Genomic DNA, 24601 nt, shown 5'->3' with positions numbered 1-24601 from the left:
AGCCAAAAAGCAACCTGAGCACAAATAACGGCCAAGCCTACATTAGTATCAACTTGCACCTGAAGGAAAACCACCAGTATTCTCAGGGGAATTAACTATGAAGTGGAATATCGTATTGCCGGTATACCGGTTAATAATGGAACCGTTATTTCTAATTTTTTTGCTGAATGTAAGGTGCAAATAACAAAGGCCGCCTACCGACTGGTAGACGGCTTGTTATAAAAGTTAACGGGCTTAGCAAACGGTGCTGCAATCGTCATTCAAACAGCAGCTGAGCAGTAGAATAATAATTATAATGATAATTATTACCATGCTACCTCCACGACCTCCACAACCAGAACCAAAACCAAAACCCATAAGTACGCCTCCTTCACTTTTGCTGTTATCTGAGATATTACATGATATGTCAGAGGCAAACTTTTTGCTACTGCGAAAGAAAACACGGCTGTTAGTACTAACACCGTGTTGTAGCTGTCACTCAATTATTGTTTTGACGGTTCTGATACCAGGCAGATGGGATCAGGAAGATTTTTCCGGATGTATTCGCCGACTGCCCGTCCGATTATGGCTTTTCCGCCGGTATCCGGATGTAAACCATCGGCAGCCAATATATCAGTCATATTGCCTTCACTATTCATTAACATTGGTGAAATGTCTACATAATGAGCCTGCTGTTTTACCCATTCATTTACTTTACGCCACTCTGCCTGCCAGGCAGGACTTGTCTCTTCGTTAAAAGCAAGCTTTATATACACAGGATTTATCGGTGTAAGTGTCAGGAAAATCGGAGTTATATTGTTTTCCCGGCACTTTTCTTCTATTTGCGTTAAGTTATCAATTACTGCAAATGCGGAGGCTCCGGCCCGAATATCATTAATCCCCCCCATGATTAAAAGTACCTTAGGCTGAAATGGCAATACATCATGATCAAACCGCGCTACCAAGGCATCGGTTGTGTCACCGCTACGTCCCAAATTTTTTACCGGTAACCCAACATAACTTGTCCAGTCATAAGCAGGATCACTGGGAGGATTAGAAATAGCGCCGCCGCCATGCGTTACACTGTCACCCAACGCTGCGACAAGGTTATCAGTGTGAAGCACGTCAAAACTTTGTGCTTCTGACCATTCTCCCATGGGGCGCCCTTTGTCGTCCAGGGCGATAACCCGCCAGGAATAGCTTCCCTCCTCGGTAAAGTCATCTACATCGTAGCAGTCGAAAGAAGCGGCGCCCTTTATAATATAGCTTTTTTTAAAATCTCCAAGTTCCCGGTTATCATTGGCAAGCGCCGGAGTATAAAATGTCTGCACCTCGTACCCGGCAGCACCTAAAACCGGAATCCACGAGTAGGATGGATAGAGTGGAGTTCTAGCCAATCTGCTCAATTCAGTAGTTATAAAAGGTGACAACGGATCAACTTCACCTTCGGTCAGCTTCTTAGGCTCGCTAAAACGGGATATCGGCTTTCGCTCCGAATTCAGCGCCCGAACCTGCCACCAAGCGGACTCAGGCTCGTTCAACAGGCTTACATCCAGCTCCACGCCCGGATTAAATATTTCTCCATAGACTAAAGTATTTTCAAAATCCGTCCTGCCGTCCACACTTTCTACCGTATTCGTAATAATAAGTTGGTATCCTACTGCATCAGGAATAGCTTTCCATACTAACCGGACTTTCCTGGCATAAAACTCGCCGGAGTTGGCTTGAGAAACCTGGGGTAAAGAAAAAGCCGGCGTAAAAAAATCAAACAAGATAAACAAGCCAATTACAATACCTGTTGCCCTCAATAAATTTATATATCTGTTATCCCTGCTTAAATTGCTCTCGGCTGACATGCGCCGCCTGGTTAACTGCTCCATTGTGAATCCTCACCTCATTATGAAAACGATAATCGTTTTCATGGTCAGGCTAATTTTACCAGGATTAGTATGGCTTGTCAAAAAGAGCTTTATTCCATAATCTTAGGGCTGTACGCTCAAAAATATCTATTCCAAAATCGCTACATATCCAGCTGAGCCGTTGACATTATCATCCGCTGGCAATATTATCCCCACCCCTGGGCCAGGTATCCCCGCACTGGCGACAAGGGGGCTAGGTGCTGCGGGCAAGACTTTGGGCACTGGTATTCATCTGATACTCAATCAGTTCTTTATATTTTCGCCCAATTTCTGATGCTGGCTGGACAAATACCTCGGAAGGTTTTCCTTCTTCCACAATACGGCCTTTATCCATTAACACAATTCTGTCAGCAACCCGCAGCGCAAAAGGCAGTTCGTGGGTGACCACAATCATAGTGCTGGCGCGATAACGCGCCAGTTCTTCCATAACCACAAGTACTTCGCGCACCAGAATTGGATCTAACGAAGCGGTAGGCTCATCCCAAAGCATTAATTCCGGCTCATAGGCTAATGCGCGTGCAATTCCCACACGTTGTTGCTGGCCGCCCGACAATTGAGCCGGAGTTTGTGTCAGATACTGCTCCATACCGACCTTAGTTAAAGCTTCAAGTGCTCTTTCCCTGGCAATATCACGACTCACTCCGCCCATCACCAGACCAAGCATAACATTTTCCAGTGTGTTTAAACGACCAATCAGATTAAAATGCTGAAAAACAAACCCGATGCGCTTTCGTACTTTACTCAGTTCGTCAGGTCCCATAGTAAGCACATTGGCGGTATCGAGCAGAATAGTGCCCCGGTCTGGCTCAATGAGACGGTTAATAGTGCGAATGGTTGTTGATTTACCACAGCCGGAAGGTCCCATAAGGACAACGATTTCACCGACCCGGATGGAAAGGTTCAGGTCATTGACAGCGATTATACTGCCAAACTGCTTATATAGATTTTGAATCTCCAGCATCTAAAACACCTGACTTATTTAAATTTCATTTTACGCCGGTTAAGCTTTTGTAACAGTCCGGGACGGCCATTGGGGATAACAATCTCCCGCATAATTTCATCGAACGACAGCCCCAACGCTTCACCGGCACTAACTTCATCTGTGGCAACCGGATTTATCTTTTCGGCGTTGTTTGCAATTAACAGCCCTAGCATAGCTCCTACGAAAGGTACCCCGATCCACGGCAAGTAGGGAATGCCGCCGCCTGATAAAACAAACATGACGGTTAACAATAATGCGCCAATCCCCATACCATACACGTATTCAGGAACAGTAAAGGCTTTTACAACACCGAATATCACTCTTTTCCACCCCTTGTTCGGCGGTTTGCGGGTAGTTGTGCGCTGGCGGCGGATAACCGCCATAATAGCGGTGTGGTCCAGTGTCAGGAAGGTAATCGTGGCAACCAGTGATATCAGCCCGGCTAAAACCGATTTTACCTGCGTTAAAATTGTCATGACTTCAGCCCGGGGATCTGGTTCAATAACCCCTAATGTCGATGTATACAAAGATATATTGCTGTGACCAACAACTCGCTGGATAATCGGCGAAGCCAGCTCCACAGTAGTGGTGCGTTGCGTCAGAATTTGCAGACGCTGCGTCGTTATGGCCTGTCCGGCAATAAACTGATCCATGAGCTTGACCGAGCGGCTTATTTCTTCGTCGCTCAGGCTGGGAACGGCTGCACTCAGGTACTGTAATTGCGCGGCCACTAACGGGGTATTAAACTGCTGCAGCTGCCCCAGATGACCACCGACGCTGGTTAGTGTCCGCCGGGCGCCCTCCGTATCAAAATTACGCAGGCTTACAACCGTACTGTTGCCATTGGTTACGAGATTGTCAATGGCGGTTCGGGCCCGCCGGGCATCGGCCGCAATATTTCCTAACGTATTTAGCCTGCTCTGCAGTGCAGTAAGATTTTGCTGCATGGCAGTAATTTCATTGATCGAAGTGACTGCCTCCGGACTCACCAGGCGAATCACTTGCAACGTATTGGCCAGGCTGCCCAATGCCTGGGCTGAACTGCCCAATTGTGTCTGTATGGCGGTAGTATCCAGGCTGGCTAGCCCGCTTGTAGCTGCCTCCAGTGTAGAGCCTGCATTATTTAAACCGGCCAAAGTTTGTTCTATAGCGCGCAGGCTGGCGGCATAGTTATCCAGCGATGAATTGGCAATACCAACCATGCTTTGGGCATCCTGGGCAAATCCCGGTATTTGTTCAACCAGTTTGGCGGTTTCCCCCAGGGCATTACCAAGCTCATTGCGAGGATTGCGAAACGTTGCTTTGCCGACCGGATTGCCAATAACTGAATTATTAACCATATATCCCTGGCTTTCCGGCAACTGTTTCGCGTCGCCCTGAATGACCGTGCCTTCAGCCGTTGTATTATCCTGCGCCGATGTAATTTGTACCATAACATTGGCGGGATCAACGGCAGCTCCCGGCACGGGCGCACTGGCAGCCGCTCCCTGAAAGACAACCGTATCGCCGGATCGCAATGTTACTCCCGCTGCCGGATGAATGGTCGCTTTTGTTATATATGCGGTCAAAAAACGTTTCAGCTCGATGATTGTGCTGACAAACGACGCCGTATCATTGCGTTTGGTGTCAGTGGACACGCTTTCCGCATAACCCACTGCTTTGTCAGAGCGCAGGGCCTCGGCAATCTGTTCACCCAGGCGAATGGGATTATCCGGCTCACTGCCGACCGGAAAGGCTATATCAATTAATTGATAATTTGCCAAAACACGCTCTACCTGCGTATTTACACTCGTGGATTGATCGAGAGACTGGATAAGAACCGTGATCGACCCGCCATCCCGGAAAGCAAAGAGTACTCCGCCAATCTGCATGATCTGATTGATAACATTTTCTTTGGCGCCTTCAGGGACCGCCTTCACCGTTAAACGAGGCTCCGTCATGATGCTGATACCGGCCTTACCAGGAACACTGCCATAAATGCTGTTAAGCGACTCATAATTTTGTTTGGTTCTGTATTCCTTAGGTACCCCGACCAGAAAGCTTGTCAGGCCATTCAAGGTTACACTTTCCTTCATTTTCGCCCCTGGGAATACCTGACCGTTAATCTGCTCAATCTGCGCCCGGCCCTCTTCCTTCATAGCTTCGCGTACATTAATCAGAAAATCAAACTCGCCGTATTCGCCAACAAGCGAAGATATCGTTTCGGAAAAATATGTATTCGCCGCCATGGCCAGCACACCGGCCAGCGCAGTTCCTATAGCAATGCTGACAAAAAGAAGTATTACCACATCCCGGTTAAAAGAATTGCGGAAAAAAGTGCGGAATATCTGGTTGCGCAGGCTAGTTAATGTTTTCGCCACAATACACTCTCCTCAGAAGTGAAAACAGTCTTACAGTTACTGTTAAGTATCTGCAAGACTGTTTTCTTTTAATCATCTGCCATTAAGTTTCCATAACGTATTTTTCCGGAACTGTATCGGGATCACAGGCCCGCTTGGTTCTCTTACCGATTTTTAAAAGTTTGAATTTACCGTTTTGCAAATCATCGAAAATGGTATAGACCACCGGAACAACCACTAGCGTCAGAATGGTCGAAGTAACCAGGCCGCCGATAATGGCATGCGCCATCGGCGCCCGGGCTTCAGCCCCCGGTCCAATGCCCAACGCCAAAGGAATCATGCCTGCGATCATGGCTGTTGTCGTCATAATAATTGGTCGCATCCGCTGAACAGCCGCCTGGACTAACGCTTCACTGCGCTCCATTCCCTCTGCGCGGCGCTGTTTGGCGAAATCGATGAGCAGAATGGCATTTTTGGTAACAAGTCCCATAAGCATAATGATCCCGATGAGCGATATGATGCTCAAATCACTGCCCATTATAAGCAGTCCGCCAAGGGCGCCAATAACGGCCAATGGCAAAGCAATCATTATGGCAAAGGGTTCAAGATAACTTTCAAACTGGGCTGCCAAAACAAAGAATACAAACAGTACCGCCATACCCAAAGCCAGTATCATGCTGCTAAAAGCATCGGACATGGATTTGGCCTGACCGGTGGCTACAAATTTATATCCATCCGGCATTTTAATATCTGCAGCTTTTTTATTAAACGCCTTGTTGAATTCTCCCAGTGTAATACCATTTAGGTTGGCGGAGATAGTAATCTGCTGCTGGTTATCATAGCGTTTAATCTGGGCCGGACTGGTAGCATACACGGTATCTGTCACCTGCGACAGAGGAACCATAACAGCCTGTCCGGTCGCGCTGCGGGCCGAGCCTGCCAGATAAACACTGTTTAGATCGCTTAGATCACGCCGCTTCTCCGGATCCTGAATAACCCGGACATCATAAGAATCTTCACCCTCTTTATATTGGGTGACAATCTTACCGTTAAACATCGTCTGCAGTGTATCGGCAATGCTGGCAGACGAAATGCCAAGATCGACCGCTCTGTCACGGTTTACAATAACCTGAGCGTCAGGATTCCCTGCTTCATAACTTGAGGAAACTTCTACTGCCCCGGGAACACTGGCTACTGCAAGCTGAACCTGCTCAGCAATCTCACTCAGCGTATCCAGCGATGCCCCCTGAATAACCAGTGATACCGGCTTGCCGCTCGAAACACCGGATTGTTTCGAGACACTGATCTCAGCCCCCGGCAAATCGCTCAATTTCCGGCGTACATCTTCAATTATCGCCGTATCACTGACATTACGCTGATTTTTAGGTGTGAGTTTAGTCAGGATGGTAATATCTTTGGCGTTGGCCACACTGTAAGTCATAGTAACTTCCGGAATGCCGCGAATAGTCTGATCCATTTCATCGGCCATCCTGCCCACAGCCTCTACGGTCATCCCAGGGTCAACAACAGCCTTAACTGTAAATTCCGCATTATCGGCATCAGGTACAAAAGTGGATCCCAGGAAGGGAATAAGCCCCAGACTGCCGATAAATAACCCAACGGCTACCAAAATTACGGTACGTCTTTTGGTAAGGGCCAGTCGTAAGAACTCGCCATAACGCGAAGTCAACTTATCAAATTTGCTATTGAAAGCTTCCCATGCCCTGCCTATTCTGCTGTCACCTTTTACTTCCACGTGGCTTAAATACTTGGCCGACAGCATGGGAGTCAAGGTTATGGCAACAAACAGGGAAACAAGTACACTGGCCGCCACCGTTATGCCAAATTCCTTAAAGAATTGGCCGACAATACCGCTCATCATACCTACAGGCAGGAATACCGCCACCAGAGTAAATGTTGTGGCCATAACGGCTAGGCCAATTTCAGCCGTTCCCTCCATAGCGGCTGTAAATTTATCTTTTCCCATCTCCAGATGACGCACAATATTCTCAATAACCACAATCGCATCGTCAATCAGAAGACCGACGGCAAGGGACAGAGCCAAGAGCGACATGGTATTGAGACTGAAATTCAGAAGTTTCATAGCGGCAAAGGAGGTAATAACCGAAACAGGGATGGCGATACCGGCAATGATGGTACTGCGCCAGTTGCCAAGAAACAAGAAGACAATAGCTACAGCCAATACACCGCCGACAAGTAAGTTGAACTCAACATCCTCAACAGACTCCTTGATGGTTTTAGAGTTGTCACGGACAACTACCAGATCTACGCCCGGCGGCAAATCCCTTTTAATAGATTCCAGCTGTCCTTTAATATTATCAACAACTTTAACCGTGTTGCCGCCTGATTGTTTCATGATATCGACACCGAGAGCCGCTTGGCCGTTTACTTTGGTAAACGTGCTGATTTCCTGGGTTGTATCTTTGACATCAGCTATATTTTTCACGTATAGAGTTACACCGTCACGCTGACCAACAGGAAGACTGAGAAACTGGTCTACAGCCGTAATACTGCCCACAGCCCTCAGGTCAGTTTTCCGCTGGCCATCTGTCACTTTACCACCGGGAACATCTACGTTTTCATTGCGGAGACTGTTTAGAACTTCAGGAATAGTCAGGCCATACGCCGACATTTGCTGCCCGTCTAATTGAATTTGCAGTTCCCGGTCCAAGCCGCCCTTAATATCAGCGGCAGCCACTCCATTAATGGCTTTAAGGCGTTTCACAAGTACGTCTTCCGCCAGCACAGTCAGTTCCCGCTGACTGATATTTCCGGCCAGCGCCAGAGACATGATCGGTGTATCAGAAGGATCAAAGCGGGAAATAACGGGAGCTTTGGCATCATCCGGCAACGTAGCCTGGAGGCCGCCTAGTTTATCCCGTACCTCCTGGGCGGCCGCATCAGCATTGGTCTCCATGGTAAACTGAATTACAGTGGTGGACATTCCCTCACTGGCGGTGGAAGTAACATGGTCTACACCGGCAACAACACTTACGGCATCCTCCACTTTCTGCGTAACCTTAGACTCCACCTGCTCCGGTGCAGCACCCGGATACAATACGGTAACAGCTACTACAGGCATTTCCATACTAGGGTATTGATCCACATTCAGGCCGGTGTAACTCACTAAACCGAGAACTACCAGCGCCAATATGATTACGGTCGCAAAAACCGGTCGCTTAATACTTATTTCGGTAAGTTTCATAGCCTTTCCCCCCAACTATGGCAATGCCCGTACGGCATCGCCATCTTTCAACCGGTTTACACTTGTTGTAATAACCTGAGCACCCGGTTCCAAGCCTGATTTCACGAGAATGGTGCTGCCTGTAACTTGCCCTGTTTCAATTTGCTTACGAACTGCTTTGCCGTCCTCAACCTGGAAAACATAGTATAAGCCTTGTTTCTGAATAACCGCAGATTGCGGGACAGTCAGGACTTTTACACTATCCCCGGTAATCAAATTAACATTGGCAAACATGCCGGGCTTTAGCTCCCCGGAGGAATTGTCAAGTTTAATCTTGGTCCGGAACATGCGACTGCCTGAGCCGGCTTCCGGATTCATTACTTCCACAACTCCTTCAAATGTTTTGCCCGGATACGCATCGAGCGTAACACTGGCTGTTTGTCCTTCTTTCACCATGCCTAAATTTTTCTGCTCCACATTAATAACCGCATAAACCTGACTGATATCCTGCACGGTTAATAGCGCCGCTCCCGGCGATACAACCTGACCGATGGTTGCCGTTTTATTGGCAACCACCCCGTCTACCGGGGCAGTGATGGTACTGTTGGCCAGTTGCTGTTCTGCGCTGTTTTGGCTGGCAACAGCACTGGATAAATCAGCCTCGGCAATTTTTAGTTTTGCACTCGTATTTTCTAATTGCTGTGCTGATATAGCCCCTTTTTCATACAGCCTCAAATAACGATCATAATCATTTTTTGCCAGATCATAGTTAATCTGAGCTTTTCTAACGGCCTCGCCGGCCTGGCGCGCCGAGTTGGACAATTCTACATCTTCCAGGCGAATCAACGGGTCACCTGCTTTGACCTGCTGTCCATCCTGCACCATAACTTCAGCAATACGACCGGAAAATTTGGCGCTGATAGTAGCTGAGGTCTGACCTTCTAATGAACCGTTAAATGACAAACTGGGAATTGAATCACTATAGTCGGCTTGCACAACCTTAACACTGACTGATGTTTGGGTGTTGGCCGCCTGCGTTTTATCGCCGGCGTACACGCCGGAACGCAAAAAGATTGCGAGGCCAACTATGAGTAAGGCAGGAACCGCCCAGTATTTTAATTTTTGCTTCTTCATCATTCGACCTCCATTTAATTATCTGACGCCTCAACATACCAGACAGTCGGTATGTGTCGGATCAATACAACGGCGGCTGGCGCCTAACTTTGCAATCATATTCCAGACTATGTTCAGCATCCGTTGTCGCATTTGACTGGTCTGAAACTCAAAACCTAACGATTTCTGACCATTGAGCAAGGCGACAATACTGGCTGACAGAGCCTCACTATCCACGTCTTCCCTAATTTCTCCTGTTTTAACGGCCTGCTGTATCTTCAAAGTGAGTGCCGCACAAAATGCCGCATGATTCTTCTGCGCTTTATTTTGTACATCAGGGAAGAGCCGCACAATCTCAATAGCAAAATGTATGTGATCGATGCCACAGGTATTGTCAACTCCCAGTAACTCTTTCGCATGAATTTCCAGGACATCCTCGACCAAGAGCGCCTGCAGAACAGTTCTCAGGCTGCCGGCGCCGGCCAGCAATTCTTTATAATTGGCCTCAAGCCGGTCAAAAAAGAAATGCATGGAGACACGCAAAAGTTCCTCCTTACTGGTGAAATAGTGATAAATCGCTCCTTTGGAGATACTCAGCTCGTTGGCCACATCCACAAGCGAGACGGATTTATACCCACGCATGAGAAATAGGCGCAAAGCTGCAACAATTATGTTTTCTCTAGTCAAGGCTATCATCTGCTTTCTATAAAGTAGACTTAGCTTCAGGTGAGTTTTTAAGCCCAGCTGAAGATTATTCGCCCTTATCCAGGGACTTAGCCGCTCGCCTGCGCCCGTAGGGGGTATAACTCCCACTTGTAGACGCGGGATTTTAGAGCATCGAATAAGACTCATTGCCGACCTACCGGTCGGTATGTTTATAATAATATTTTTATGTTAACTTGTCAATGATTAACCCTTTTGCAACAGGTTTTAATTTATGGCAATACTAATAAATTAGTATCTGTGAGGAGGTAATTAGGTGTAAATGTCTAATAAATAAAGACAGTCTTTTTAATTCTGTTGTTTCATAAAAAGGTTAAGGAGGATAACGAAGGTGAAAAGATCTCGCTACATAGGTTGCCTGCTACTTACGCTAATCTTAACTGCCACTCTAATCGCCGGCTGCGGGGATAGTGGCAGCAAAGATATTAAAATCGGCATGGTCTATGAACTCACTGGCAACACCGCATCATATGGCACTTCCGCCGCCAATGGCGCAAAACTGGCTTTTAAGGAAATTAACGCCAAGGGAGGCATGTTGGGCAAGCAAATTCAATTAGTCATTGCCGATAATAAAGGTGAACCTTCCGAATCGACGAACGCTATGTCCAAAGTAATAACGCAGGACAGAGTTGTCGCCGTTACTGGTTTTACAGTCAGCTCCTGTGGCATTGCCGGCTCTGCTGTCGCCGAGGCCAACAGGATTCCCTTTGTAGCCGCAGCTACTGTTAACCCGCGGGTAACCATTAACGATCAAACAGGAAAAGTAAAGGATTTTACATTCCGGGCTTGTTTTATTGACTCGTTTCAGGGCACTGTAGGTGCTAATTTTGCCCTTAACACTCTTAAAGTCAAAAAAGCCGCTGTCATGACTGATAATTCCAGTGATTACAGTAAAGGTTTATCACAAATATTTAAGAGTACGCTCACTGCCGGCGGCGGTCAAATCTTATCTGAAGAAGCATATCTTCAAAAAGATCAGGATTTTAAACCCATACTCACCAAAATTAAGGCGCAAAATCCGGATCTCATCTATATTCCCGGCTATTACGAAGACGTCGGCAAAATTGTCAAGCAGGCCCGTGAATTAGGCATCACTGTCCCTGTCCTGGGAGCGGACGCCTGGGACTCGCCCAAATTGGTGGAGATTGGCGGCCCGCAGGCATTAAATAACACTTATTTTACCAACTTTTACTCAGTAGAAGATAAAAACCCCACATCCAATGCGTTTGTGGAAGCCTATAAGAAAGAATATGGCCAAATTCCTGATTCAATGGCGGCAATGGGCTATGACGCTGCCAATTTATTAGCCGACGGAATTATGCGCGCTAACAGCACTGACCCTAATAAAATCCGCGAGGCATTAGCGGCAACTCAGAACTTTAAAAGTGTCAGCGGTGATATGAAATTAAACGCTACGCATGACGCTGTCAGAGGCGTAGTTATCATCGAAATGAAAGACGGCAAGCAAGTTTACAAGGAAACTGTGCGTCAATAAGTAAATGCTTTTTTAATCAATCAAACACACGAATGCCCTGCTCAGATAAATGTGCAGGGCATTCGTTATTTAATGTGACATTTTCTAAATAGAATTAATGAATTGGTTCCGGAACAGGCCCTTTATCCTCCTTTGGTAGAGTCCCGGGATCTTTTTTCGCTGTATTCCTAATCAACATGGCGGCAATAACGCCGCAGCTGGCAAGCAGGGCGGCAATTTGAAATACGTCGCTATAAGCCATCACAGCCGCCTGTTTTGCCACTATACCTTTTAAAACTGCAAGAGCCGCCGCATAGGCATGATCAGACTGCATCCCGTTTTGAACATAGCCGGACTGGATGCCGGCAATGGCTTGTAAAGCCGTAGTCGATGAGTTTTCTATATAACTTGATAATATTTGATTGTGGAAGATCTGCCGCTCGTCCAGCAATGTTCCCAGAATAGCTATCCCAACACTACCGCCTACATTTTTAAACAAATTAAATACCCCGGACCCTACGCCGGATTTTTCTTTTGGCAAAGTGGACATAGCTGCGTTAGATAAAGGCGACATGGTGAGCGCTAAGCCAATCCCCATCAGAACTAAACGGATAGCAATGAAGGGATAAGCGGTGTCCGCTGTCATCGTGTGAAAAGAATACAGCGCTAGGGAAAGAATCGACATTCCCAGCACCGTCGGCGTCCTCCCGCCGGCTTTATCGGCTAGTTTACCGCCTATAGGCGCCAGCAAAATCATGGCACCTACTAAAGGAAATAGCGACAAACCGGCATGAATGGGAGTATAAGCCAAAATATTCCGAAGAAAAAAAGGTATTAGAAACAGCCCGCCGTTTAGCGCCATAAAAGTTAAAAAGCCGACTATATTGGCCGCCGTAAAGGTGGCATTTTTAAATAAGCCCAAATCTACCAACGGGTCATCGATGCGGCTTTCAATGTAAATAAAGGCCAGCATACTTAAAACCATAACTGTGAACAGGCTAACTATATAAAATGATGTCCAGCCTTCTTTTGCGCCGCGGTTAAGAGCAATAATCAAAGAACTTAGGGAAGACACCAGCATTAAGCCACCCCAGTAATCAATCTTGGCAGTTGTATTGCTAGTCTCTGATTCCCGCAAAACGGTTACTGCCAAAACAATTCCAATAGCTGAGATTGGTACAATACTGTTAAATAGCATGCGCCAATTTAAATACTCAACAATATATCCCCCAATAGTCGGACCAAGTACAGCGCCGGAAGCGGCCAGGGCAGCCCACATCCCCATAGCCTGCCCCCGTTCGTTGGCCGGAAAAGCATCGGCGACCAGTGTCATGGCATTAGGAAAAAACATAGCCGCTCCCAACCCTTGCACCACCCGGAAAATAATTACGCTTACACTGCTCCAGGATAGTCCGACCATCATAGTGGCAAAGGTAAAAACCACCAACCCGCTAACATACATTTTTTTTCTGCCGAACTGATCACCCAGCTTACCCATTATTGGTAAAGTGGCTCCATAAGGGATCAGATACGAAAGCAGCACCCAGGTAACCGTATCCATAGTAAAGCCAAAGGTATTCATTATATTGGACAAGGCGATATCAAGTGAACTACTTACATAGCTGCTCAATACTGTACCTAATGCCACAATAAATAGCACAAAATATTTGTTTGGCCGTTCGCCTGCAGCTATCGTTGCCACAGCAATCACCTACCTTGTACGAATGTCGACAACTGCAGACATGCCCGGTTTCAACGCCATACTGCCGGCATCAACGACTTTAACTTTAACAGATATTCTCTGAGTGACTTTAGTAAAATTGCCTGATGCATTATCAGAAGGCAAGAGAGCAAATTGCGATCCGGTCGCGGCCCCAACCTCCACTACCTCACCCCTGAATTTTTTCCCTGGATAAGCGTCAATTTTAAATTCTACTTCCTGACCGATTTGAACTTTACCAATATCTGTCTCTTCAATATTGGCTTCCACCCAGGCATCAGCGAGATTGGTAATACTATAAATGGTCTGTCCTACAGATACCATTTCACCGGAATCAACAGGAGCTTTGGAAATTATCCCGGCTATAGGCGCTTTAATTACGGAGTTTTCCAATTGAAGCTGTACGTTTTTTAATGCGGCGGCAGCCTGAGCTACCTGAGCTTCAGCAAACTCTAGATCCTGTTCGGTTGCGCCTTCACTTACAAGACTCAAGGCCTGCGTCGCAGCCTCATACTGCGCCTGAGCAACCTTCAGCGAGGTTTGCGCTGTATCCCGCTGTTGCGCTGACATCGCTCCCTCTTCATATAGTCGCTCGATACGTTCGTAATTTTTACGGGCATTGTCTAGATTTGCAGATGCCTGTTCAACAGAAGACTGTGACTGAGCGACTTGCTGCGGACGATTGCCCGCCTGGAGCGAAGCCAGTTTCGCCTGGGCTGAAGCTAAATTGGCCTGGGCTTGCTCAACCTGAATTTGTAATGCCTTACTGTCAATCTTGGCCATAATCTGTCCGGCTTCAACATGATCTCCCTCGGATAACTGCAATTCTTCGATTTGCCCCGGCACCTTGGTACTAACATTCACTATATTACTTTTCACTCTGGCATCTTCAGTTGAGATTCTCCCAGCAGCAGTTACCCACCACCAGACACCGGCTATAATAAGCAAAATGACTACACTGCCGGCTATTATCATAATTCTCCTTTTATTGGTAGTTTTTACTGCGCTCATGTTTCCTCCTCCGCCCCGCTAAGGCCTCTCTACGAATAAAATATTCCGAATCACCTTGTGGCAACGCTCTATTTCGAGAAACTTTGCCCGCACCGTTTCTTTGAGCTGCTCAAAATAAGCAAGGCCGGTTGGTGTAATTGTATAAATACGTTTACTGTGGGTTATCGGATTCTCCCAACATCCCTCCACATAACCCTCTTCCTCCATTTTTCGCAACAACGGGTAAATAAAGTTGGGATTGGGTTTAATTGTATCTTGCGTATCCCGTTTAATCTCATCAGCAATTTGATTTCCATAAGCAGGCCTGTCTTTTAACATTCTTAAAATCAGCAGCCCGGTAATGAGCTTTATCCATACTTTTTTCTCTTTTTTGGTTAATGACATCAAGGCTCCTCTCAAAGTATACATAATTAATTAACATTAACATTATTAATATTAATAACTTTTTACGCGTACGTCAATTTAAGTTTCATGCTAAATCTGGAACAACTTCCCTGAAAAATAGCAAAAGAATACGGTACTGACTATCAATGCCAGTACCGTTACTGTTCTAATCGTTAAATTAATCCTGTGACTAACCCGCTTTAAGACTCCCCCTTCTGTAAGTGAGAGTAAGCGCGGATAAGTCCCGGGAGTAGTATAATCTTTCCTTATCTCTGGAGCCTGTCAGGTTAAAAGACTAGGTTGACTCGTTTTCCGCCATCTGGGCCTCCGCCATCTCAATCAACTTTTTCACCTTGGCGCCGCCAATTTTACCACCTATTCTGCCTGCCTCGGCGGTTGTTAAAGCCTCATTATGCCCTTGATCCAACGGTATCCCAAGCTCTGCAGCAACCTCATGCTTATCTGGCAATGACGCATCTAACTCTTTCATGGATTTATACTTTGGTGACATAGTCATCCCTCCCAACTTTAGGATTACCCTTAATAGACAGTTCCATTCCCAATGCTGCGACTGGCCATCGGTTAACCAGGCCGATGCGCCCTATTTCTGTTTCGCCTGGCTGTAATATTTACATTTTTATTTGGAACCCTATATACAGCTTGTCCTTTATCGTCCTTAACTATTAATTTCCTTAAATAACAGCCTATAGGAGCCAGAGGTACTTGGGAATGGATACTCAATTACAGATACATAAACGAAAGATTTACCTTTTTACTGGTTTAAGTCTTGTCTTAAGCCTGCTTATTGCCGGAAATATGCTATTACTTCTCGGCGGTATAATTTTTCATAATGAATTATGTTTATTTAACACAAGAACTGAGTTTATATATTATAAGAATCTGCAAGCCCGCCTTAAATATGGTTTAGAGATGAAAAACTGGCAATCTGTTCAACTACAGTCCCGGTATGGCTATGCCCTGACAGGAACATTCATCCCCAGCTCAATACCGTCGAACAAAACAGTCATATTTCTTCACGGTATATCGGCTACACAAAATATGGGCCTTCATTATGAAGATATGTATTTAAGCAACGGGTACAATCTTTTAATTTATGATGCTCGCGGCCATGGCGAGAGCGGCGGCCCCTGCACCTCCTGGGGCTACTATGAAAAATATGATCTGGATCAATGGGTAGACTGGCTGCTGACAAAGAATCCGCAAAGCGTTATAGGTGTACACGGCGTATCCATGGGCGCCGCGACAGCGCTTATGCATGCCGCGTTAAACGAACCGGCAAAACGGGTGAAGTTTTACATTGCCGACAGCGCCTACAGCGATTTTACAACGCTAATCTCAGAAAAGATCATAAACCTTACCCACTCGGAATATCCTCTCTGGGTATATATCCTCATAAGATACGCCAGTTTTATCGCCTATTGGCAATCTGGTTTTTTGTACGAAGAAATTTCCCCGGTTAGAGAATTAGCGCATGTAACTACTCCTATTCTCTATCTGCATGGTGCGGCAGACCCTGTAGTTCCCGTAGAAATGAGCCGTACCCTCTATGAAGCAACAAAGGGGTACCGTGAACTCTACATCTTCCCCAATACAAGGCATGGCCGGGCTATTATCGAGCGGAAAAATGAGTATCAAAATACAATCGTCCGCTTCCTGAACTTAATCAACAGTAAGTAACCTCTCAAAAGTTGAAAGCACTAACAAAATAAATCCCTTATGCATATCATATTAAGGCATTTGGTAGTGCGTATGGATTGTCCTTCATATAATGTTACAGGAATGAATCTCTGCCGGAGGGTAGATGATGAGTAAAATAGATCCCAATCGCTTAGCATTTGTTGGCACCGTAATTAGCGCAATCGGCGATGTTTTGCAAGCCTGGTCGGCCGATCTACAGATTGAGCAGCAGAATCAACAGGAAGCTAAAGAGCAAAAAGAGCAACAAAATTACGACAACAGAATGAAAGAGCTTGAGCAAAAGATTGCAGAGCTTCAAAAAAAATTAGAAAGTCTCCCGTAAAGCCATAAAACCGAAGCCGCCGTTCAACCCAACGGCCGGCTTCGGTTTAACTATTATGGCATAATAAGCCGGTACACCGTTACGCCTGCGCCTGCGAGGACAAACATAATAACCCCGCAGAACGCCTTTTTATTATCATTTTCTTTTAGCCACATGGCGTAGGAATAGGCGTGAATAACAGCTACAACAGTGCCTGCTACCAAAAAGTAATCTATCATTCGTCGCTATTCTCCCTAGCTATCGGCGATGTCCTGAATAACAGACCATGCCTTCTGAGTTTAGTTTCCACATCAATCGCTATTTCCGCATGCTGATAGGTACTCATCCATCTTGGCTCAAACTGCTCCCATTCCTGGAATGTACTAAAATTTCGTTTTGCATAGTAACCGAAGCCCGCCACGTCACTTCCTAATTCCTGAGTAATCGTAAGCATCCTTTCCATCTGCAGCTTCACCAGGTTGGATACCGCATGTTCCAGCAGCGGGCGGTATTCCTTGCTCTCATAATTTATTCCACTGGACACAGAAGTCACCTCGCCTTCAAGCAAAATCTTAATATCAATATAGGTTCTGCCGTCCGCCAGCCGGACTTTGATTTTTGGCGACTCACCCAGCCGTGCCGCCACGTTAACTTGTTTATTCTGCACCAAAGGATCGGCTACAATTATAAATCCCTTGGAATATTCATTACGAAGGATGGCCAGCATTCGTGTTTCCTGCCCGGTTAGCTTGCCTACCATCTTATCCTCCCGGAAAAGTGCCGTTCCCATAATTTCTACCGGGTTTTGCGCCCCAGGAGATTTCGGAAGATGACCGGCATAGAAATCATTCACTTTTTGTCCCGGCAGCAGCCGGCGATCTGGCTTGACCGTTTCCTGACCCTGATTTATTCCGCCCAGCACCGTAAAAGGAGAAGCACTGCCGCCTTTAAGCCTGGTATAAAATTCATGGATTGTACTCCGAAGATAATACGAAGTCTCATCATTTGTAAGCAGCATGCTTTCGTAATAACGCGAAGGCAGGGCCTCCAGCCTGGGTTTATTTGCTTCGATATAACTTTTTGCAGTGCCCCCATTTACCACCATCACGAATATGGAACCGCGAAACTCCCGGTAACGCAGAAAGGGAGCGATTATGTCACCAAGCCCTTCGCGAGCCAACTCCTCACCGAAAATGAACATTTTGTTATGAGATAAGTTTGGTATGCGGGATATTGCTGACTTAAGCAGATTCCGGGCCTCGGCAAGGTTGGCGGCGGTAATTGTTATATTAACGACGGCTTGTTTTTCTCCGCCGCCTCCGCCCTCACCACCGCCGAGAGCTCTGGCAACAGCGACCTGATAGGTAACATCAAGCTGACCCGGAGTCGCCGATTTATCAATTCCCGTTGCCAGCACATACGCTATGTCATCGCTTTCCCTCGCCCCCGCACAGCCGGAAACAAGAAGAAAAACTATAATCAAAAGAAAGGAGGCGATTAACCGGCAGACCATAGCTTTTTCTTTCCCTTCTTCTGTTTAAATATAAATGCTATAAATAATACAAGGGGAATTCCCAAAATAACTATTGTCTTAAAGTACTTAATCAGAAAAATATTCAACGCAATAATGTCGCCGACATCGGACGGTATCATGGCAGTCTGGGCCAGCGTAAATACCGCCAGCGGAATTATAGGCCGGGGGCTTGGCATATTAAATATTCTTGTAATAATATACAGAGCCATATATAGATTTAAGGCAATCGCCAAAATCCCCAAAATGACCCAAAGCAAAATAAAAACAGCTTCCACCCGTTGAATATACCGGCTCAGATAAATTAACCGGGCCATCTCAAAAAACGGCAGTAATTTTTCCCGGCCGGCAGAATAGCTAAAGACTAAAGTAAAACTCAACACAGATACTGCCTTAATAAATGTGCTGCCTGCCAGGCCATACAAAGTTGACAGCCAGACTGTGCTTGGCCGATGCAAAGCAGGCGCTAAAACGGCAACACCTAAAACACCGGCGTTGGCCCCTGACAGCATTAAACCAGCAGGTATAATTGCGTCCAAGCCCTTACCAAACAGCGGAAATAAATTATTATAGTTAAATGTAGGTGAAACTAACAGCCACACCAAAATTAACGCTATTATTGCAAACGGCGCCAAAATATACCCTGATCTGGCCAAACCCTCGACGCCGATATAAGCCAGAACACCGGCTACCGCGGCATACAAAAAAATTGCAATGCCGAACTCAATTTGCGGCAATGCGGTAAGCAAGGTATTCTCGGCATACTGGCGCAATAAAACAAAAGCGTCCAGCGAAAACGCGGCCAAACATACCAACGCCACCATATAGGCTCCTATGGAGCCTAACAAACTGCGGCTAACCTCAAATAAATCTCCCGGTACATAATTCATAACGCGAATTAGGATATACATGGAGCCCAGCACGCCGGTCCCGCTTAATACAGGCATAAGCCAGGCCAGGCTGGCCGCTATGTCAATATCGGTTGCCGGTAAAGATAAAAAGACCCAGGGAATAGAAATAATGAAAACCAGGGCGGCACCTTCAGATAATCCCATCCGGCCAGGCTTATAGGTCATCCTGATCGCCTCCTGCAAAATTTTCCTTGATCCACTTCCGGCTAAGGTGCGGCTGCCGCCTTGGATCTTGGGTCTGCAGTTCATCCGGCCTGGCTTCCTGGCGATACGCGGGTCCCCGGATTACCACATCCAAACCGGCTACTGTTTTCGGCGCAACAGGCGCTAAATAGGGAACGCCAAAGGACTTCATTGTAGCAAGCAATGATGTGGCTATCACAAATGCAAAAGCTACTCCTACTAAACCTAAAACAGCGGCCATCACCAAAAATGCGAAACGGGTGATTCGCAGTGCAAAGGCCAGTCGAAAATCAGGTATTGCAAAAGAGGCCAGCCCGGTAATAGCGATAATAATGACCATAATCGGGCTGACAATATGGGCAGCTACCGCCGCCTGCCCTATTATGATGGCACCGACGATGCCGATCGTGGAACCCAGTAAACCTGGAATCCGGGTTCCCGCTTCCCGGATTAGTTCAAATGAAATTTCCATTAGAACAATTTCAAACATAGCCGGAAAGGGCACTGATTCCCTTGCCCCGGCGATAGCCAGCGCTAACTCGGTTGGCAGAGCCTCCTGGTGAAAATAATTGATGGCAAGGTAAAAAGCGGGCAAGGTAATGGCAATTAAGGCCGAGAATAGCCTGAGAATGCGCATGAAATTTCCCGCCGGTACTTTGAGGCTAAAATCCTCGGAGGAATGAAAGAATGTAAACAAATTGATTGGCAGGATATGCGCAAACGGTGAACCTTGCAGCAGCAGTACAATTCTTCCTTCCGATAGATGGGGGGTCACTCTATCCGGCCGTTCAGTTGAAAGCATTTGGGGAAACGGCATACTGGGGTGATCTTCAATAAGTTGTTCCAGCATACCAATGTCCGTAATATAGTCTGTCGATATCCCCTTAATGCGGCGTTTTATTTCCGCCACAAGCTGAGCATTGGCCACTGGCTTAAGATACATGACGGCGCATTGCAGCGGCGCCCTCTTGCCTACCGGAATAATTTCCGTGATCAAATCGCTGGTTGGCATAAAAGAGCGTATAAGCCCCGTATTAATACGCAAACCTTCACTGAAAGCCACCTGTGCTCCCCGCACAGACTGTTCTATTGTCGGTTTCCCCACACTGCGGCTGGGATATCCCTTAGTCGACAAAACAATTGCGATTTGAGCCCCGTTCACAAACAAAACGGTATCGCCGCTGTTAATCGCTTCCCGGACAGCCTGGTACTCGTTAATCTGTTTTACCTCATTGTTAGGCAAATATTCGTCAATTAAGGATTGAACTATATCTTTGCCATCCCGTATTTTTTCAGTATTGCCCCAGACCATCAACGGCTCTAGAATAGAAATATTCATGATTTCTTTGTCCACCATTCCGTCAAGAAAAACGAGCATACATTTAAGCGGTGGATCAGTCCGGACATAAAACTTGCGTAAAACAAGGTCTTTATTTGCATGAGTCGCATAGAGTTCTTCAATGATTTTCTCATTTTCTTCAAGACTGGCACTAAGCGGCGACGTCTCAGCGCCTATTGCCATGCGATAGCTTAAATAGATAGGACTAAGTTCCGCCTGACGTTTTTCTAATACCTTAAGCTGCTCTGCCAGCGCATAAATCTGCGCCGCGTCCGTTTCGCCTTTGTCTAAGGCTGCTTTAGCCTTTTCTGTCAAATCCCGCAGGTTATAAGCATGCTCCAAAAGTTGATTCAGTTCTAGTGCTTTTTCTTTGAGAAGCTGGCTTCTTCGGGCCGGCATACTTTCCCGATCATCCGCGCCTTCTTCAAGCACAAAGGGCTTGGCCGCTTGAGGCGGCCTGTATAATAAAATATCTTTTATATAGCGATACGCCTTCCGGATTGAGTTGTCCATTCGCATCTCCTACCATTCTAATAAAGGATATTATTTCCAAAAATAGAAAAATTATCGATAAAAATCCGGTCTGTATTTGCGCAGACTAAAAAGAGCTGCTCTCTAATCAACGAATAAGAGAGCAGCTCTTTTTTTCAAACTTCGGCTGTAAAAAATCTGTTAAACCTGTAACACTTCGTTACCTTCCCCATATCATATAGCAGAGGGTTGAAAATTAGGTGTTAGCTCACGCTAACCGTTTTTTTCGCACTATATGTTAGCTGCTGCTAACCTTTATTTTATTCGATCATGTTAGTCTGAACTAACCTTGTTTAAGACCAATTCTTTTAGCAAATAAAGGAGGTTTTTGTATGTATACCCCTGATAGATTGCTGTCTCTTGCTGACCTTAGGATAGGCACCGCCGGTAGAATATCATCGGTAGAACTTGCCGGCTTACTCAGAAGACGTATTCTGGATCTGGGCATGATACCAGGAACTGAGGTAGAGTGCATCCGCAAGAGTCCGGCTGGTGATCCTATTGCGTTCCGAGTGCGAAATACTACCATTGCATTGCGCAGTGACGACGCAAGCTTGATTAAAATAAATCCTATGTGAGAATATGGAGGCGAATACGTTGAGTATGCAAACGGAAAATCATCGCGGCCGGATACTGCGTGAACATTTTGGTATCGTCGCTGAACCAGGTCAATACATAATTGCGCTGGCCGGTAACCCCAATGTTGGCAAAAGCACTGTTTTCAATGCTTTAACAGGTCTGCGCCAGCACACCGGCAATTGGCCGGGCAAGACAGTGGATAACGCCCAAGGTTCATTCACCTATTCAAATAAACCGTTTCTTTTGGTTGACCTGCCAGGTACTTATTCAATTCTTGCACATTCTGTCGAAGAGCAGGTGGCGCGGGATTTTATCTGCTTCGGCCAGCCGGACGCTACCCTTATAGTATTGGATGCCACCTGCCTGGAACGCAACTTAAATCTTGCTTTGCAGGTGATGGAAATTACACCAAATGTGATTGTATGTGTTAATCTCATGGATGAAGCCAAAAAGAAACATATAATAATTGATATTCCAGCCCTGGAAAAAGAACTTGGTGTTCCGGTAGTAGCCACAGCCGCCCGTAAAAACGAAGGCTTGGGCACGCTGCGGGAAACGCTTTATCAGGTCAGTACCGGCGTACGGCAATGCAGTCCTCGTCAGCTCGTGTATTCACCTGCGGTAGAAATGGCGGTCGAACAGCTTGTCCCCACCATTCAGCGCCTGATCGACCACAAATTAAATCCCCGTTGGGTAGCTCTCCGGTTGCTGGATGGCGATACGGCTTTTATTGAAAGTATCAAAAGACACTTAGACCTTCAGTTCAAAAATGCACTGCAGGAGGTAGCAACCGTATGAGCGGTACAGTCAAACCTATGACTACTTTAGCCACCCTTTGTACTGAGGCGGATAAGATTCGCCTCAGCGCCGGCAACTCACTGGGAGATATTATTGTAACCGACATTTACACCAATGCTGAGCAAATTGCCCGTAAAGTGACGGCACATAACCAGTCAGCGCAGTCTACCTGGGATGCTCGCCTGGATGATATTCTTACCTCGCGGCTGTTTGGCTACCCGATTATGATCGCACTGTTAGGCGCCATATTTTGGCTGACCATTGAAGGGGCCAATGTGCCTTCCGGAATGATCGCCGATGCTTTGTTCGCTTTTCAGGATCAGCTTACCGAATGGTTTAGGCTGGCAGGAGCCCCAGTCTGGCTGCACGGAGTTCTTGTGCTAGGACTCTATCGGGGCCTGGCCTGGGTTGTGTCGGTTATGTTGCCGCCTATGGCCATTTTCTTTCCGTTGTTTACTCTGTTGGAAGACCTGGGCTATTTACCCCGAGTGGCATTTAACATGGACCGGTTCTTTCAGAAGTGTAAGGCCTGCGGCAAACAGGCGCTCACCATGTGCATGGGATTTGGCTGTAACGCCGCCGGTGTTGTGTCCTGCCGGATTATTGATTCACCGCGTGAACGGATTATCGCTATTTTAACCAACAACTTTGTCCCCTGCAATGGGCGTTTTCCCACGCTGATAGCCATTGCTACCATTTTTGTCGGCGGCTCATTTGCGAGTGAATATGAAACAATAGTTGCCGCGCTGGTAATCACACTTCTTGTTTTACTAGGAATTGCAACTACTTATGCAGTTTCCTGGCTGCTATCGCATACCATACTAAAGGGTGAACCCTCGTCTCTGGTGCTAGAGCTGCCGCCGTACCGGCCACCGCAGATTGGTGCCATTATCTATCGTTCCCTCATTGACCGAACTCTCTTCGTATTAAAACGGGCTGTTATTATGGCTGCTCCTGCTGGCGCCATCACCTGGATCCTGGGTAATGCCTACATAGGTGACACCAGCATACTTGGCCATCTTGCCGCTTGGCTGCAGCCACTTGGCTATGCTATCGGCCTCGACGGGTTTATTCTCCTGGCCTTTATTCTCGGTCTGCCGGCCAATGAGATCGTTGTACCTATTCTGCTCATGAGCTATTTGTCCACAGGTCACATGATCGAGCTTGAGAGCCTGGACGAACTGCGTCAAGTCTTACTTGATCACGGCTGGACTTGGCTTACCGCCGCCTGCACAATGCTTTTCTGCCTGCTGCATTGGCCGTGCACAACGACATTGCTCTCGGCATATAAGGAATCCGGAAGTGTAAAATGGACTTTCCTGTCTTTCCTCATCCCGACCGTTATCGCCTTTGCCGTTTGCTTTGCTGTAGCACAATCGGCGAGATATCTTGGTCTGGCCTAATGAAGCAGGGGTTAGCCCCTGCTTTATCTTTCCCTATCCTTTTTCTTAGTTTCCTGTACATAATCCAGGAAATGCTTATAAATTACAGGCTGCTCTTTCATAAAGATGGTTAACCGGTGTAATGAAACAATAGTCGATTTCGACAGATAATGCTCCATAGCTTCTGCTTCGGCCGCAACATCACATTCAGCACAAATTGTCTTTAGAAATTCCTGCAAAAGCGTATTCCTTTCTACAAGATATCCCCCAGTCTGTCTCCCCTTCTCGGTCAGCCCAATCATACCGTATTTCTGATAGGTAATATATCCGCCAGCACGCAGTTTTCCCAGGGCTTTGGTTACTGAGGGCAATTTGACATTTAGTTTCTGGCTGATATCAGTAACCCTCACTATATCGCGATTGACTGAAAATCTATAGATTTCTTCCAAATAATCTTCCAGACTAGGAGACAACACAG

The 24601-nt window shown here is 46.5% G+C and carries 21 protein-coding genes; 6 read left to right on the top strand and 15 right to left on the bottom strand.

All coding sequences use genetic code 11. From position 1 onward, the window contains the following. Window positions 1–482: 482 nt before the first annotated feature. From SATMO3_RS13745 to SATMO3_RS13720, 6 genes are all read right to left on the bottom strand, one after another. Window positions 483–1859: an SGNH/GDSL hydrolase family protein gene (locus SATMO3_RS13745; protein WP_371381333.1), complete on the bottom strand. Its 1377-nt coding sequence runs from the start codon at window positions 1857–1859 to the stop codon at window positions 483–485. Window positions 1860–2091: 232 nt separating this feature from the next. Next, a complete protein-coding gene (locus SATMO3_RS13740; protein ID WP_371381332.1) occupies window positions 2092–2859 on the bottom strand; it encodes an amino acid ABC transporter ATP-binding protein in 768 nt (255 codons plus the stop codon). A gap of 14 nt (window positions 2860–2873) precedes the next feature. Further along, window positions 2874–5240, bottom strand: coding sequence for a hypothetical protein (locus tag SATMO3_RS13735; protein WP_371381331.1), 2367 nt, complete (start codon window positions 5238–5240; stop codon window positions 2874–2876). An 82-nt stretch (window positions 5241–5322) separates the two neighbouring features. Then, the gene (locus SATMO3_RS13730) at window positions 5323–8445 is read right to left on the bottom strand and encodes an efflux RND transporter permease subunit (RefSeq protein ID WP_371381330.1); all 3123 of its coding nucleotides are present in this window, start codon (window positions 8443–8445) and stop codon (window positions 5323–5325) included. Window positions 8446–8460: 15 nt separating this feature from the next. Continuing rightward, on the bottom strand, window positions 8461–9561 hold the full coding sequence (locus tag SATMO3_RS13725) for an efflux RND transporter periplasmic adaptor subunit (protein WP_371381329.1): 1101 nt from the start codon (window positions 9559–9561) through the stop codon (window positions 8461–8463). Between the two features lie 27 nt (window positions 9562–9588). Continuing rightward, window positions 9589–10224 carry a TetR/AcrR family transcriptional regulator gene (locus tag SATMO3_RS13720; RefSeq protein ID WP_371381328.1) on the bottom strand — a complete coding sequence of 212 codons (636 nt, stop codon included), beginning with the start codon at window positions 10222–10224 and terminating at the stop codon, window positions 9589–9591. 367 nt (window positions 10225–10591) lie between these two features. Between SATMO3_RS13720 and SATMO3_RS13715 the strand changes: the two genes are divergently transcribed. Further along, window positions 10592–11755, top strand: coding sequence for an ABC transporter substrate-binding protein (locus tag SATMO3_RS13715; protein ID WP_371381327.1), 1164 nt, complete (start codon window positions 10592–10594; stop codon window positions 11753–11755). 94 nt (window positions 11756–11849) lie between these two features. Here the strand turns inward: SATMO3_RS13715 and SATMO3_RS13710 are convergent, their stop codons facing one another. The 4 genes from SATMO3_RS13710 to SATMO3_RS13695 all read right to left on the bottom strand — a co-directional run bounded on the left by SATMO3_RS13710 (window position 11850) and on the right by SATMO3_RS13695 (window position 15360). Further along, on the bottom strand, window positions 11850–13436 hold the full coding sequence (locus SATMO3_RS13710) for a DHA2 family efflux MFS transporter permease subunit (protein ID WP_371381326.1): 1587 nt from the start codon (window positions 13434–13436) through the stop codon (window positions 11850–11852). Window positions 13437–13445: 9 nt separating this feature from the next. Next, window positions 13446–14465, bottom strand: coding sequence for an HlyD family secretion protein (locus SATMO3_RS13705; protein ID WP_371381325.1), 1020 nt, complete (start codon window positions 14463–14465; stop codon window positions 13446–13448). 18 nt (window positions 14466–14483) lie between these two features. Continuing rightward, complete coding sequence (locus tag SATMO3_RS13700) at window positions 14484–14849, bottom strand: PadR family transcriptional regulator (RefSeq protein ID WP_371381324.1); 366 nt, start codon at window positions 14847–14849, stop codon at window positions 14484–14486. 295 nt (window positions 14850–15144) lie between these two features. Further along, a complete protein-coding gene (locus SATMO3_RS13695; RefSeq protein WP_371381323.1) occupies window positions 15145–15360 on the bottom strand; it encodes a small, acid-soluble spore protein, alpha/beta type in 216 nt (71 codons plus the stop codon). 218 nt (window positions 15361–15578) lie between these two features. Between SATMO3_RS13695 and SATMO3_RS13690 the strand changes: the two genes are divergently transcribed. Both SATMO3_RS13690 and SATMO3_RS13685 read left to right on the top strand, forming a co-directional pair. Then, window positions 15579–16547: an alpha/beta hydrolase gene (locus tag SATMO3_RS13690; RefSeq protein WP_371381322.1), complete on the top strand. Its 969-nt coding sequence runs from the start codon at window positions 15579–15581 to the stop codon at window positions 16545–16547. 124 nt (window positions 16548–16671) lie between these two features. Then, window positions 16672–16890, top strand: coding sequence for a hypothetical protein (locus SATMO3_RS13685; RefSeq protein WP_371381321.1), 219 nt, complete (start codon window positions 16672–16674; stop codon window positions 16888–16890). A 53-nt stretch (window positions 16891–16943) separates the two neighbouring features. On the opposite strand, the gene SATMO3_RS13680 is transcribed toward SATMO3_RS13685, so the two are convergent. The 4 genes from SATMO3_RS13680 to SATMO3_RS13665 are packed head-to-tail and all read right to left on the bottom strand — an operon-like array spanning window position 16944 to window position 21346. Beyond that, window positions 16944–17108 carry a hypothetical protein gene (locus tag SATMO3_RS13680; RefSeq protein WP_371381320.1) on the bottom strand — a complete coding sequence of 55 codons (165 nt, stop codon included), beginning with the start codon at window positions 17106–17108 and terminating at the stop codon, window positions 16944–16946. Continuing rightward, entirely contained in the window at window positions 17105–18382 is a 1278-nt protein-coding gene (locus SATMO3_RS13675) for a Ger(x)C family spore germination protein (RefSeq protein ID WP_371381319.1), read from the bottom strand. Before SATMO3_RS13675 ends, SATMO3_RS13680 begins: the two co-directional genes overlap by 4 nt. Then, a complete protein-coding gene (locus SATMO3_RS13670; protein ID WP_371381318.1) occupies window positions 18367–19476 on the bottom strand; it encodes a GerAB/ArcD/ProY family transporter in 1110 nt (369 codons plus the stop codon). The genes SATMO3_RS13675 and SATMO3_RS13670 overlap by 16 nt, the downstream gene beginning before the upstream one ends. Continuing rightward, entirely contained in the window at window positions 19466–21346 is a 1881-nt protein-coding gene (locus SATMO3_RS13665) for a spore germination protein (protein ID WP_371381317.1), read from the bottom strand. The genes SATMO3_RS13670 and SATMO3_RS13665 overlap by 11 nt, the downstream gene beginning before the upstream one ends. A 350-nt stretch (window positions 21347–21696) precedes the next feature. Between SATMO3_RS13665 and SATMO3_RS13660 the strand changes: the two genes are divergently transcribed. The 3 genes from SATMO3_RS13660 to SATMO3_RS13650 are packed head-to-tail and all read left to right on the top strand — an operon-like array spanning window position 21697 to window position 24144. After that, entirely contained in the window at window positions 21697–21942 is a 246-nt protein-coding gene (locus SATMO3_RS13660; RefSeq protein WP_371381316.1) for a ferrous iron transport protein A, read from the top strand. A gap of 25 nt (window positions 21943–21967) precedes the next feature. Continuing rightward, on the top strand, window positions 21968–22741 hold the full coding sequence (locus SATMO3_RS13655) for a FeoB small GTPase domain-containing protein (protein WP_371381718.1): 774 nt from the start codon (window positions 21968–21970) through the stop codon (window positions 22739–22741). Continuing rightward, window positions 22738–24144, top strand: coding sequence for a nucleoside recognition domain-containing protein (locus tag SATMO3_RS13650; protein ID WP_371381315.1), 1407 nt, complete (start codon window positions 22738–22740; stop codon window positions 24142–24144). Before SATMO3_RS13655 ends, SATMO3_RS13650 begins: the two co-directional genes overlap by 4 nt. 23 nt (window positions 24145–24167) lie before the next feature. On the opposite strand, the gene SATMO3_RS13645 is transcribed toward SATMO3_RS13650, so the two are convergent. Next, window positions 24168–24599 (bottom strand): metal-dependent transcriptional regulator, encoded by a 432-nt coding sequence (locus SATMO3_RS13645; RefSeq protein WP_371381314.1) that lies wholly within the window; start codon window positions 24597–24599, stop codon window positions 24168–24170. Between the last annotated feature and the right edge of the window lie 2 nt (window positions 24600–24601).

The organism is Sporomusa aerivorans (assembly GCF_041428895.1).
In the GTDB taxonomy this organism is placed as follows: domain Bacteria; phylum Bacillota; class Negativicutes; order Sporomusales; family Sporomusaceae; genus Sporomusa; species Sporomusa aerivorans.
This window is presented reverse-complemented; position numbering and strand designations above follow the sequence as displayed.

Bases quoted from the DNA above. Each gene is read 5' to 3' on its own strand.
- SATMO3_RS13745 (WP_371381333.1), bottom strand. From the start codon at position 1,859: ATGGAGCAGTTAACCAGGCGGCGCATGTCAGCCGAGAGCAATTTAAGC.
- SATMO3_RS13740 (WP_371381332.1), bottom strand. From the start codon at position 2,859: ATGCTGGAGATTCAAAATCTATATAAGCAGTTTGGCAGTATAATCGCT.
- SATMO3_RS13730 (WP_371381330.1), bottom strand. From the start codon at position 8,445: ATGAAACTTACCGAAATAAGTATTAAGCGACCGGTTTTTGCGACCGTA.
- SATMO3_RS13725 (WP_371381329.1), bottom strand. From the start codon at position 9,561: ATGATGAAGAAGCAAAAATTAAAATACTGGGCGGTTCCTGCCTTACTC.
- SATMO3_RS13705 (WP_371381325.1), bottom strand. From the start codon at position 14,465: ATGAGCGCAGTAAAAACTACCAATAAAAGGAGAATTATGATAATAGCC.
- SATMO3_RS13700 (WP_371381324.1), bottom strand. From the start codon at position 14,849: ATGTCATTAACCAAAAAAGAGAAAAAAGTATGGATAAAGCTCATTACC.
- SATMO3_RS13695 (WP_371381323.1), bottom strand. From the start codon at position 15,360: ATGTCACCAAAGTATAAATCCATGAAAGAGTTAGATGCGTCATTGCCA.
- SATMO3_RS13690 (WP_371381322.1), top strand. From the start codon at position 15,579: ATGGATACTCAATTACAGATACATAAACGAAAGATTTACCTTTTTACT.
- SATMO3_RS13685 (WP_371381321.1), top strand. From the start codon at position 16,672: ATGATGAGTAAAATAGATCCCAATCGCTTAGCATTTGTTGGCACCGTA.
- SATMO3_RS13680 (WP_371381320.1), bottom strand. From the start codon at position 17,108: ATGATAGATTACTTTTTGGTAGCAGGCACTGTTGTAGCTGTTATTCAC.
- SATMO3_RS13675 (WP_371381319.1), bottom strand. From the start codon at position 18,382: ATGGTCTGCCGGTTAATCGCCTCCTTTCTTTTGATTATAGTTTTTCTT.
- SATMO3_RS13670 (WP_371381318.1), bottom strand. From the start codon at position 19,476: ATGACCTATAAGCCTGGCCGGATGGGATTATCTGAAGGTGCCGCCCTG.
- SATMO3_RS13665 (WP_371381317.1), bottom strand. From the start codon at position 21,346: ATGGACAACTCAATCCGGAAGGCGTATCGCTATATAAAAGATATTTTA.
- SATMO3_RS13660 (WP_371381316.1), top strand. From the start codon at position 21,697: ATGTATACCCCTGATAGATTGCTGTCTCTTGCTGACCTTAGGATAGGC.
- SATMO3_RS13655 (WP_371381718.1), top strand. From the start codon at position 21,968: ATGCAAACGGAAAATCATCGCGGCCGGATACTGCGTGAACATTTTGGT.
- SATMO3_RS13650 (WP_371381315.1), top strand. From the start codon at position 22,738: ATGAGCGGTACAGTCAAACCTATGACTACTTTAGCCACCCTTTGTACT.